General features: G+C 32.2%; 10 protein-coding genes. 9 read left to right on the forward strand and 1 reads right to left on the reverse strand.

Annotated elements, in window-relative coordinates; all coding sequences use genetic code 11:
- Positions 1–9: 9 nt before the first annotated feature.
- From pepT to lepB, 9 genes are all read left to right on the forward strand, one after another.
- Positions 10–1,221 carry a peptidase T gene (pepT, locus tag ACU68Y_RS05720; protein ID WP_316531999.1) on the forward strand — a complete coding sequence of 404 codons (1,212 nt, stop codon included), beginning with the start codon at positions 10–12 and terminating at the stop codon, positions 1,219–1,221.
- Positions 1,222–1,316: 95 nt separating this feature from the next.
- The gene (locus ACU68Y_RS05725; protein WP_316531998.1) at positions 1,317–2,777 is read left to right on the forward strand and encodes an APC family permease; all 1,461 of its coding nucleotides are present in this window, start codon (positions 1,317–1,319) and stop codon (positions 2,775–2,777) included.
- Between the two features lie 194 nt (positions 2,778–2,971).
- Entirely contained in the window at positions 2,972–4,054 is a 1,083-nt protein-coding gene (gene wecB / locus ACU68Y_RS05730; protein ID WP_094225521.1) for a non-hydrolyzing UDP-N-acetylglucosamine 2-epimerase, read from the forward strand.
- A gap of 11 nt (positions 4,055–4,065) precedes the next feature.
- Entirely contained in the window at positions 4,066–5,286 is a 1,221-nt protein-coding gene (locus ACU68Y_RS05735) for a glycosyltransferase family 4 protein (RefSeq protein ID WP_035110921.1), read from the forward strand.
- 75 nt (positions 5,287–5,361) lie between these two features.
- Positions 5,362–6,135 (forward strand): FAD binding domain-containing protein, encoded by a 774-nt coding sequence (locus ACU68Y_RS05740; RefSeq protein WP_446755304.1) that lies wholly within the window; start codon positions 5,362–5,364, stop codon positions 6,133–6,135.
- Positions 6,132–6,593, forward strand: coding sequence for a (2Fe-2S)-binding protein (locus ACU68Y_RS05745; protein WP_002835357.1), 462 nt, complete (start codon positions 6,132–6,134; stop codon positions 6,591–6,593). Before ACU68Y_RS05740 ends, ACU68Y_RS05745 begins: the two co-directional genes overlap by 4 nt.
- Complete coding sequence (locus tag ACU68Y_RS05750; RefSeq protein ID WP_232501044.1) at positions 6,580–8,853, forward strand: xanthine dehydrogenase family protein molybdopterin-binding subunit; 2,274 nt, start codon at positions 6,580–6,582, stop codon at positions 8,851–8,853. The genes ACU68Y_RS05745 and ACU68Y_RS05750 overlap by 14 nt, the downstream gene beginning before the upstream one ends.
- A gap of 317 nt (positions 8,854–9,170) precedes the next feature.
- A complete protein-coding gene (locus ACU68Y_RS05755) occupies positions 9,171–10,457 on the forward strand; it encodes a dicarboxylate/amino acid:cation symporter (protein ID WP_002838615.1) in 1,287 nt (428 codons plus the stop codon).
- Positions 10,458–10,560: 103 nt separating this feature from the next.
- Complete coding sequence (gene lepB / locus ACU68Y_RS05760; RefSeq protein ID WP_002838654.1) at positions 10,561–11,088, forward strand: signal peptidase I; 528 nt, start codon at positions 10,561–10,563, stop codon at positions 11,086–11,088.
- Positions 11,089–11,133: 45 nt separating this feature from the next.
- Here the strand turns inward: lepB and ACU68Y_RS05765 are convergent, their stop codons facing one another.
- Positions 11,134–13,086 carry a fructose-1,6-bisphosphatase gene (locus ACU68Y_RS05765; RefSeq protein WP_002838639.1) on the reverse strand — a complete coding sequence of 651 codons (1,953 nt, stop codon included), beginning with the start codon at positions 13,084–13,086 and terminating at the stop codon, positions 11,134–11,136.
- Between the last annotated feature and the right edge of the window lie 85 nt (positions 13,087–13,171).

Below are 13,171 nucleotides of genomic sequence, written 5' to 3' on the forward strand. Positions count from 1 at the left end.
GAGAAAACAATGATAGATATAGTTGATAGATTTATTGAATACGCAAAAATTTACACTACAAGTGATGAATCAAGCGAAACTTGTCCATCAACAGCTAGGCAAAAAGATTTGGGCAATCTTTTAGTTAAACAACTAAAAGAAATGGGAATTGACAATGCACATATGGATGAAAATGGATATGTGTATGCATCATTAGAATCAAACTTGGATAGAGAATCAAAAGCCATTGGATTCATTTCTCACATGGACACTGCTCCTGATATGTCAGGTGAAAGTGTCAAACCACAAATCTTAGAATACAAAGGTGGAGACATTAAATTATCTGATACTGTAACAACGACTGTTGAAGATTTTCCGTTTTTAAAAGATTTGGAAGGACAAACTTTAATTCACACAGATGGAACTACTCTTTTGGGTGCTGACGATAAATCAGGTATCGCGATTATAATGGATGTTGTTAATAAATTGTGTGAAAACAAAGATATAAAACATCCGACAATCAAGATTGGATTTACTCCAGATGAAGAAATAGGCAGAGGAGCTGATTTGTTCGATGTAGAAAAATTCGGAGCAGACTTTGCGTATACAGTAGATGGTGGTCCAATTGGAGAATTAGAATATGAAAACTTTAATGCGGCAGGTGCAACTATAACTATTCATGGTAAAAATGTTCACCCTGGTAGTGCAAAAAATACAATGATTAATTCGCAATTAATCGGTATGGAATTATTCAATGAACTTCCAGTAGCACAAAGACCAGAATATACTGAACATTATGAAGGATTTTACTTGTTGACATCATTCGAAGGAACTGTTGAAAATACTGTTATGAAATTCATAATCAGAGATCACGACAAGAAAAAATTCGAAGAAAAGAAATCTTATTTGGAAAAATTAGTTGAATTCTTAAATGTTAAATACAACAATGCTATCGAATTAAATATGAAAGATAGCTACTACAACATGAAAGAAAAAATAGAACCTGTAATGGAAATTGTGGATTTGGCTTACAAATCAATGGAAGATTTGGGAATCAAACCATTAGTTCAACCAATCAGAGGTGGTACTGATGGAGCACAATTATCTTATAAAGGACTTCCTTGTCCGAATATTTTCACTGGTGGATATGCCTTCCACGGAAAGCACGAATTATTATCTGTCGATCAAATGAAAAAAGCATCGGATTTGGTTTTAAAAATTATAGAAAATTATTCAAAATAAAATAACAATGGCTTCCAGTAAATCTGGAGGCTATTTTTATTGCAAAATGTTTCAAATGAAGATAAATTTTGTTATAATCTATTTAGGAGGGAAATATGAAAAACGATGTTTTAATTGATGATCAAAAGAAGAAATCGCTTACAGTGACCAATCTTATTTGGATGGGATTCACAGTTGTATGGGGTTTCGGAAATGTTGTTAATAACTATGCAAACCAAGGTTTAGCAGTCATTACAAGCTGGATATTCATAATGGCTTTGTATTTTATACCATATTCATTAATGGTAGGAGAACTTGGTTCGACTTTCAAGGAAGGACAATCAGGACTTAGCTATTGGATAAAACAAACTATGGGACCATTACTAGCTTATTTGTCTGGATGGACTTATTGGGTAGTACATATTCCATATCTAGCACAAAAACCACAAAACTTAATGGTTGCAGGTTCATGGGCGATTTTTAGAAATCCTAAAATGGTAAAATCTTTAAATCCAATTGTACTACAATTATTAGTGCTAATAATATTTTTGTTATTCGTGCTTTTAGCTGCAAATGGTATTAAATCTATAAAAGTTTTAGGATCAATCGCTGGTACTGCAAGTTTTGTGATGGGTATTTTATTTATTTTATTAATGTTGGCAGCTCCTGCATTAAGAGGAGTAGAAGTTGCATCTCCAAATATGACGAGTATCAAAACGTATCTGCCTAACTTTAATTTGCATTATTTGACCACAATATCCATGCTAGTATTTGCCGTAGGTGGTTGTGAAAAAATCTCACCTTATGTAAATGATACACAAGATGCTGGTAAGAACTTCCCAAAAGCTATGATAATAATGGCTTTAATGGTAACAGTATCTGCGATTTTGGGTTCAGTTGCAATGGGAATGATGTTCGATACAACAAATGTTGCAAACGACTTAAAAATGAACGGTGCTTACTACGCGTTTGAAAAATTGGGACAATATTATGGAATAGGTCCATCACTTGTTATTATCTATGCGTTGACAAATTTCGCTGGACAAGCAGCAGCTTTGGTTATGAGTATTGATGCACCACTTAAACTTTTATTGAGTGAAGCAGATGCAAAATACGTTCCAAATTTCTTGAGAAAAATCAACGACAAAAAAGTTCCAGTTGGTGGATACAAACTAACTACAATTTTGGTTAGTATTTTGATTATTATTCCAGCTTTGGGAATTGGAAACTCAAACGAATTGTACAACTGGTTATTGGATTTGAACTCAATAGTAATGCCAATGCGTTACATGTGGGTATTCGCGGCATATTTTGCATTAAAACACTATCTAAATGAAAAACAAGGTGTAGAATACAAGTTCGCAAAATCAAAATCATTTGGAAAAATTATTTCTGGTTGGTGTTTCGCGTTTACAGCTTTTGCATGTATATTAGGTATGATTCCAAAAGAAGGAGAACCATTCACAAGTCAATGGAATTTCAAATTAATTCTAAACATTTTGACTCCAGTCGTATTGTTGGGATTGGGATTAATATTACCATCAATTGCTAGAAAAGAACAAGCAAAAAATAATTAAAAATTTTTATAATCTAATCAAAGAAAGCTTCATTTATTTTTTAAATGAGGCTTTTTGATTGTTGAATTTTCTTATATTTTCTCAATTGAAATTCACAAATTACATGTGATATAATTAGTTGTTAGAAACAGATTAAATGATTGAATTTAAAGATTTTGTAATAATAAATATAAAAACAAAAATAGGAGAAAAAATTGAAAATTGTTACAGTAGTTGGAGCTAGACCACAATTTATAAAAGCGGCTATGGTGTCCAAAGAATTAAGAAAAAATTTTGATGAAGTAATGATACATACTGGTCAACATTTTGACTATAATATGTCTGAAGTTTTCTTTGAAGAAATGAATATTCCTTATCCAGATTATAACTTGGGGATTTCTGGGGGAACTCACGGCGAAATGACTGGTAAAATGTTGATGGAAATTGAAAAAATATTGATAAAAGAACAACCAGATATGGTTTTATTATACGGAGACACCAATTCAACATTGGCAGGAGCATTGGCAGCTGTTAAGCTTCATATTCCGATTTGTCATGTAGAGGCTGGTAATAGATTGGGTACACTTGATAATCCAGAAGAAGTGAACAGAATTATGACTGATCATTCTTCTAAAGTTTTATGCTGTTGTACTGAATCGGCGCTTGGATTTTTGAAAAAAGAAGGCTTGGAAGATCGAGCAACTTTGGTTGGCGATCCAATGTATGATGCTTTCTTGGAATATTCTAAGAAAGTTTGCGATAAAATTCCTGAAAAAATAATTGATTTGAATGGAGAAGAAGTAAATCTTCCAGAAAACTTTTATTATTTAACTTGTCACAGAGCAGAGAATACTGCATCAATTAAGCCTTTGTCAGAAATACTTGCTGCTATGGAAGAATTGGATGAAAAATGCATATATCCAGTGCATCCTAGAAATCAAAAAATGGTCCAAGAACTTTCTGAAAAGCACCACTATACAAATATTATTTTCTGCAAACCAGTTGGATACATGATGAGTGTGTATTTGGTTAATCACGCTAAGAAAATTGTGACTGATTCAGGCGGATTGCAAAGAGAAGCGTATTTTGCAAGAAAACAATGTGTGACTATTTTTGATCATATTGTATGGCCAGAAACTATGACTGAAAAGAGAAATCAATTATCTAAACCAAACAAGGAAGAGATTTTGAAATTATTAAACGAAAAAGTTGATTTCAAAAACTACGATTATCCTTTTGGTGATGGTCATTCTAGCAGAAAAATTATCGAATGCATCGAAAATTATTTGAATAAATAAGAGGAAAATTAATGAATATTTTATATATTAACCATTATGCAGGTTCTCCTGAAATGGGAATGGAGTTTAGAACTTATTATTTGGCTAGTGAATGGGTTAAAATGGGTCACAATGTGACGATAATCGCAGGTGATTATTCTCACTTGAGAAGAAAAAATCCAGAAGTTTCAGAAAATTTTCAAACAGAAATTATTGATGGGATAAAATATATGTGGATTAAAACTGGAGAATACGATGGAAATGGTGTAAAAAGAGCCATGAGTATGTTCAGATTTGTATCAACATTAAGAAAAAACGCTAGAGATATTGTTGAAAATGAAAATCCTGATGTGGTAATTACTTCTTCGACTTATCCATTGGATACTTTTGCTGGCCAAAAAATGAAAAAAATTAAAAAAGATATCAAATTGGTACATGAGATTCACGATATGTGGCCAATAACATTGATAGAAGTTGGGAATATGCCCAAATACCATCCTTTTGTAGTGATGATGCAAATAGGAGAGAATTCTTTCTGCAAGAACTCAGATTATGTGTGTTCATTGCTTCCTGCAGCAAAAGATTATTTGATTAAGCATGGAATGAAAGCCGAAAAATTCTTCCACGTTCCAAATGGTATCGTAGAATCTGAATGGGAAAATTACGATAAAATTCCAGAAGATTATGTGAAGATTTTCGACAAAATCCACAGCGAAGGAAAGAAAGTTATATGCTTTTTCGGAAGTCACACAAAATCTTATTGTTTAGATAATTTGGCAAAAGCTTGTATTGATAATGATGATGTGGCTGCAGTATTCATTGGTGGTGGAATTTACAAGAAAGAATTGATGGAAAAATACTCCAAATACGAAGATAGTATTTATTTCTTGGATTCTATATCGAAGACATCAATTCCAGATTTGTTCAATTACATTGATGCTACTTATGTTGCTGCGATGGATAATGATATGTTCAGATATGGAGTATGTATGAACAAATTATTTGACTCCATGATGGGTGCAAAACCTATTATCTATGCAATTAATGCTCCTAATAATTATATAGTAGATTATAATTGTGGGATAAATGTTGAGTCTGAAAACTTGGAAGAATTGAAAAAAGGAATAGAAAAGTTTGTGAATTTAGATGAAGAAACATTAAACCAAATGGGCAAAAACGGTAGAAAAGCAATTGAAGAGAATTTCACTTATCACAAATTAGCAGAAAAGTTTTTAAAAGGGCTGGAAAATTAAATGTTAGTCGGTTGTCAAAAGATAACCGGCTATTTTTGTGATATAATAAAGACTGATTAAAATCAAGGAGTGGTTATGTTTACATTAAGAGATTTCAAAAGTCCAGAAACATTGGATGAAGCTTATGAGTTATTGATGAAATCAAAAATGAATAAAATTTTGGGTGGATGTCATTTTCTTAAAGCAGGCTGTCGTTCTTACAATGTTGGGATTGATTTGTCAAAATTAGATTTAAATTACATAAAAGTTGAAGATGATGAAATAAAAATCGGAGCAACTACTACATATAGAGATTTGGAATACAATGATTTCTTAAAAGAATTTTGCGATGGAATTATTCCTAAATCTTTGAAAAGAATTGTGTCAACTCAACTAAGAAATACTGCACAAGTAGGTGCAAGTGTGTTTTCAAGATATGCTTTTTCTGATTTTTTGCCTATTTTATTATTACTAGATGCAAAGGTTAGATTGTACAATAATGGTGTAATGAGTGTTGAAGAATTTTTGAATTCTGATATAAAGAAGGACTTATTAGTTGAAGTTATAATTCCTAACAAAGATATACATTGCACTCAAATTGTTCAAAGAATTTGCTGCAAGGATTTTCCAATTGCTATTGTAGCAGTTTCTAAAATAGATGGGAAATACAAGGTAGTATTTGGCGCGAGACCTCAAAAAGCAATGGTTATGAGAGATGTTTCTGATGAGATTAATTCTAATGGATTTGACAGGGAAAAAACATTGGAATTAATAGATGAATTTATTGGGTCAAATAACAAGGCGAAGAAAAAATACAGAAAACTTTTATTTGTTGGATTATTGGGAAAAGCGTTAGGTGAATTGCAATGATTATAGAATTAAATGTTAACAATAAAAATCATATAGCTAGTGTTGATTGTGATACTACATTGTACAACGTTCTTCGCGATTTAGGATATAAATCGGTAAAGTGCGGTTGTACGACATCAAATTGTGGTTTATGCACTGTTTGGCTGGATGATGTTCCAGTACTTTCTTGTTCTATTTTAGCATTGAGATGTGAAGGCAAAAAGATTACAACTTTGGAGGGAATATCTGAAAGCCAAAGAAAATTCGGAGAACTTTTGACTGAAGAAGGCGGGGAACAATGTGGTTTTTGTTCACCAGGATTCATTATGAATGTTTTGAGTTTGAAGAAAACAATCAAAAATCCTACAGATGAAGAAATCGAAGATTATTTGATGGGAAATTTATGTAGATGTACAGGTTATGCATCTCAAATGAGAGCTATTAAGAAATATTTGGAGATTGATGATGAAGATAAATAAAGATTTCAAGAAAATAGATTCAAATTCATTAGTTACTGGTAAACCTGTCTACACAGAAGATTTAAAAGATTCTAATGCACTAATAATTAAGTTGATGAGAAGTCCTTATGCGAGATGCGAAATTTTAGAAATCGACAAATCAAAGGCAGAAGCGATGGATGGAATTGTTGCAGTGTACACTTATGAGGATGTTTTTGATAATAAATTTACTTTGGCAGGACAATCTTATCCAGAACCAAGTCCATACGATATGTCGATTTTATCAAAAAATATAAGATACATGAAAGAGCCTGTAGCAATCGTTGTTGGAGTTAACGAAAAAGTTTGTAATCAAGCTATGAAGAGAATCAAAATAAAATACGATGTAAAAGAGCCACTACTTGATTACACGAAAGCTATCGATAACGAAATCGTAGTTCACGAAGAAGACGTGTTCTTTAATGGTCCAACGAAAGTTTTCGGTTACAATACGAAAAGAAATCTTGTTGGTGAAAAGAAAGAATCATGGGGAGAAGATATTGACAAGGTAATGAGTGAGTGTGATGTTGTATTGGAAGATACTTTTACAACAAAAGCACAAGCGCATTGTATGATGGAAACTTACAGATCGTATTGCTACATGGATCAATTTGATAGATTGTGTTGCATTTCATCTACACAAGTTCCATTTCATATCAAAAGACAATTGTCCGTTGCTCTTGGAATTAGCGATTCAAGAATCAGAATTATAAAGCCAAGAGTTGGTGGAGGATTCGGTGGTAAACAAACAAGTGTCACAGAAATTTATCCTGGATTTGTAACGTTGAAGACAGGAAAGCCATCAATTCTTGTATTTGACAGGGAAGAAACTTTTGAAGCTTCAAATTCTCGTCACCAAATGAAAGTTAAAGTAAAAATTGGTGCGAAAAAAGATGGGACGATTGAAGCGTGTGATATTTATGCACTATCTGATCAAGGAGCATATGGATATCATGCATTTACTACTTTGAATTTGGTTGGTAACAAAACTCTTCCGTTATACAGTAGAATGAGAGCCGCGAGATTTTTCGGACAAGTTGTCTACACTAATAAACTTCCTGGTGGAGCTTTCCGTGGTTACGGTGCAGTTCAAGGAACATTTGCATTAGAATCTATGGTAAACAAATTAGCCAAAGAATTAAACATGGATCCTGTTGAACTAAGACTTAAAAACACTGTTCGAGAAGGAGAAAAAACTCTTGCTTACGGAATAGATGTCAAAAGTTGCAAATTAAATGAATGTATCGAAAAGGGAAGAGAAATGATTGAATGGGATAAATATTATCCGTTCAAAGAAGAAAAAGATAAAATAATTTCAGTTGGAATGGCAATCGCCCAACAAGGAAGCGGAATTCAAAATGTCGACACTTCAACAGTTGAAGTGAGATTAAACGAACAAGGCGATTATACATTGTTGATGAGTCCTACAGATGTTGGACAAGGCACTGATTCTATAATGGTGAATTTGGCAAACGAAGTGTTGCAATGCGGAATGGACAATATAATTCCGATAATTGCAGATACTGATATAACTCCATACGATCCTGGTAGTTACGCATCAAGTGGTGTGTATATAACTGGTGGAGCAGTTGTTCGTGCTTGCGAAAATTTATTAAACAAAATCAAAAAACGTGTTGCAATGAGATTTGAAACTTCTGTTGAATGGTTAGAAATCAGAGATCAAGCAGTTTATTTGCAAAATAAGAAATTAATTGCAATTAAAGATTTGGCGAGAGATTTGTCAACTGGTCCAAATGGTATGCAATTAATCGGAGTAGGAAATTTCGATTCAAAAACATCACCACCACCATATATGGCAGGATTTGTAAAAATTAGTATTGATAAATTAACAGGAGAAATCAAAGTAGAAGATTATGCGGCAGTTGTAGACTGTGGAACTGTGATGAATACTAAATTAGCTACGGTTCAAGTCGAAGGCGGAATTGGGCAATCTATAGGATATGCCTTGTATGAAGATTCATTGTGGGATGATGAAGGAAGATTAAAAGAACATTCTTTTATTTCGTATAATTTGCCTTCAAGAAAAGACATTGGAAATATTCATGTTGATTTTTGTGAAAGTTATGAACCAACAGGTCCATTCGGAGCAAAATCAATCGGAGAAATAGTTTCAAACACACCTGCACCAGCTATTAATGGAGCGATATTGAATGCAATTGGTTGCACTTTTGATACTCTTCCAATAAAAGCTGAAGATGTTTTATTAAAAATGTATGAATAGATTTTAAGTCAGAGATTTCTAACCTCTGACTTTTTTTGTGAGAAAATATTACAAAAATTAAATAATTTATATATATAATTCGATAATAAAAATTTAATAATAGTTTCACAAAATATCAAACGATTTTCATTTGTAGTATTAGGGATACGTATTTTTGCGGTACGATAATTTTATTAAAAAAAATCGTAATAAATTTCAAAATTACTTAATAATGTCCATAGTGAATTAAATAAAATTTACAAAAGTTAAAATTTAATTTGAAAATTGTGCTCAATATACTATAATATATAACTATAAAATAAAAAAGGGGTGTTTAGATGAAATTCGTAGCATTAGCAGTTACTTTAGTATTGTTTGCTTTATTGATGTTCATGGCTAAGAAGAAAATGAATTTTGGTACAAGAACAATTTTAGCTGCAATTTTAGGTATAATAGTAGGATTTATTTTTAAAGGAAACACAGAATATGTAAAAGTATTTGGATCTATCTATGCAAATTTATTATTTGCAATAGTAATTCCATTATTATTTACATCAATAGTTAGCACTGTAGTTTCTTTGGAAAGTATAGAAAAAATGAAAAAGATTGGAACGAAAACAATCGGTATTTTAAGTTTACACAATGTCTTAGGTTCACTTATAGGTTTGATTTTAGGGGTAGCATTCAAAATTGGACAAGGAAGTTCATTGACTTTAGCAGCAGATGCAAAAGCTAAGGAAGTTCCAACTTTTGCAGAAACTTTTGTAAATTTCTTCCCAGATAATGTTTTAGGAAATGCAGCAGAAGCAAAAGTTGTTCCTATAATTATTTTCTCTGTTCTTTTGGGATTGGCGATTTTACAATTAGAAGAAAGAGGAGAAGGAGAAAGAGCAAAACCATTTTTAAGTTTTATCGATTCAGCTGCGGCAGTAATTTTTAGATTTACAGGAATGATTATAGATTTTACTCCATACGCAGTATTGGCTTTGATGGCAAACGCGGTTAGTAGAACTGATATGGCTAGTATGATGCCATTGATAGTCGTGTTGATATTAACTTATGTTGCATCGATTTTCCACTCTTATATTACAACTAGTGCTCTTTTGGCGATATTTGCAAAAGTAAATCCATTAAAATTCTTCAAAAAATTCTGGCCAGTTCAATTGATTGCATTCTCAACACAATCATCAGTTGGATGTATTCCAGCAAATACTGAAAATTTAAGAGACAAATTGGGTGTTTCTGAAAAGATAGCAACTTTTGTTGCTTCGACCGGTTCAACTGTTGGTATGCCAGGTTGTGCAGGATTCTGGCCTGTATTGTCAGCTATTTTGACAATTAATGTTATGGGAATTCATTATTCATTTGGACAATATGTGATGCTTGTATTAGTAGCATTAGCAGTGTCATTGGGTACTGTTGGAGTTCCAGGAACTGCAACAATTACTACTACAGCAGTATTCGCAGCAATGGGACTTCCCGTTGAAATGGTTGTATTGATGAGCCCTATTTCAATGCTTGCAGATATGGGTAGAACTGCTACAAATGTTACAGCAGCAGGTTCTTCTGCAGTTATAGTTGCAGCAAGCGAAGGCGAATTGGATAGAGAAGTTTTTAATTCATAATTTTTAAAAATAATTTTAAAATACTACAACAAATTATAGACCTTTACACATTTATTGATTCGTATTATAATCAAATTAGTAAAAATTAGAAAGGATCGTTAATATGACAGAAAAAGCAAAATCTTTTTTTGAGTGGTTATTTGTAATAGGAATTGCGATTGTATTGGCATTACTGCTTAGAAATTTTGTTATTAGTACAACTCATGTTGAGGGAAATAGCATGAATCCTACAATTGAACAAGGAGATAGAATTTTCGTCAACAGAATGGGAATTTTCAAAAACAAATTAAAACGAGGTAATATTATAGAACTTCACGCACCGGATAAATCTGGTCGCGATTATATCAAAAGAATTGTAGCATTACCTGGAGATACTGTTGAATTAAAAAACAATAAAGTGTACGTTAATAATGAACAATTGAATGAAAATTATACTAGTAGTCAGACTACTCTTGTTTCTGGAGATAAAACAAAATGGGAATTAGGTGAAGATGAATATTTTGTATTGGGGGATAATAGACTTCCTCGAGAATCAAATGATAGCAGAATATTCGGACCGATAAACAAAAAAGACATAGTAGGAAGAGCTTTTTTGAGATATTTTCCATTTAATAAATTTGGTGTATTATAAGAAAAACTAATCTTGGATTTCCAAGATTAGTTTTTTTAATTTCTATTAATTTGAATTTTGTTGAATTGTTCCGCTTCTATATGCATCGATTAAACTTTCTAAATCTTCGATAAGCTCAAGGATTTCTTCTCCTTCATCTGTATCTTTTATGAGCATTCTTTTTGGAAATTCTTCTGTAATTGTAACTTCTGGTGTATATGCACCATGAACTGATTCCATAACTTGGAAATTCTTGTGCTTTGCTATTGCCAAGTGATGAGAATTAAATGTCAATGTGTAGCCAGCAATTCCAGTTTTCTTTTGATAGGCTTCGGAAATTCCACCATCAATTACATAAGTTTTGCCATTAGCAGACACTGGTTTTTCTCCGTTGATGCTTTTAACTGGGACATGGCCGTTAATTATGTGAGAAGTTTCAGGGTTCATATTGAATTCTTCGAATATTTTATCTGCGTATTTTTCGATTTTACTTAAACTGAAATAAGGATTACTTACTTCTTTTCTGACATCTTTGTCAGTGATGAAGAAGTTTTCAAATGTTGATATTTTGCTTTTTCCAAACATTGGTGATTTTGGACCACACCACATGTACCAGAAAAAGTCCAACGCAGTTTGCCTGTCAGGATCATTGTCATCCATGTTTCTTGCCGAATTTATAATTCCTTCAAAGAAATCTAAAAGCGATTTGCCGCTGTATGTGTTAGATTGATACGTAAATTCTTCAAAACTTCCGTCCTTGTTCATAGGAATACATCCATGGAAAAGCAAATTGCTATTTGCGATTTTATACACTGAACCATAAGAGAATAAAAAGTCCATGTGTTCTTTTAATCTGTGACTTGTTCTGAATGATTTTGAAATGCATTCGACAACTTCTTGTTCACTTGGAGTTAATTCAAGAGGGTTTTCAGGATCAACTGTAGGGAATTTTATATCCAAAAGCGCATGAGCTTTACCATTTGCATCCTTGTAAATTCCATTTTTAAAGTCGATTCTTTCTAGATATAATCTGTCCAATTGTTCAAATTCTGGATTTCTCTTAAAAAGTTGGTTCTCCAATTTGAATTGAATGATTGAAATAGCCTTATGCATTCTTGCCGCATGTAGCAAATCCGTTTCTGAGTGTTTATTATCATCCAAGATTCTAACTTTGAATCTTTCGCAAGGATCGTCATAGTATGATTCATCTGCCAAAGTAGATAATAATCTCAAATTAATTCCGTAGCCATCTTCCAAAGATTGAAAATTATTATAACTTATAGCATTTCTAACAACATTGCATGCATTTACATAACTTCCAAGATATGCACCAATCCATGTTACATCGTGGTTTCCGTATTGAATATCCACATCTTTTTTTGCAATTAATGTATCCATAATAATGTCTGGTCTTTTTCCTCTGTCGAAAATATCTCCTACTATGTGAAGCCAGTCGATATTTAAATCTTGAATTAATTCACACAAAGTTATTATAAAATTTTCACTAACTTCTATTTTAATGATACTATCCAAAAGTTGGTTAAAATATTCTTTTTTGTTTAAAGATTCATACTGAATGTTGAGCATTTCATCAATCAAATCTCTGTAATAAAAAGGAGTCTGGTTTCTGACTTTTTGTCTGGAATATTTGCTCGCAACTCGTTTTGCTATTCTTATTAGATAAAAAATGGTATCTCTAATCCATGTTTCTGTGTATTCATCGTTTTCCTTTGTTATATTTATAATCGTCTTAGGGTCGTAAATTAAATTGGCCAACTGATTTTTTCTTGATTCAGATAATTTGTCTTTGAATTCAAGGTCAATTTTAATTCTAGTATTACCTGAAGCACTTTTTATAATTCTATTGAAGCTATCATATTGTCCGTGCAAATCAGATAAAAAGTACTCTGTGCCTTTTGGCAAAACTGACAGAGAAGTCAAACTAATTATTTTGTTGGCTGCTTGTTCAATCGTAGGAAATTCTTTTGCAAGTAATTTTAAGTATTTTAAATTGTTCAATTTTCTACCTCCATAATACTATTATATATGAACTTTGAAAAAAAGAAATAGTTTGCCTATTGAAAAATGATTACAAATTTGATAT

The sequence above is a fragment of the Finegoldia sp. P1-F-LS genome (assembly GCF_052932205.1).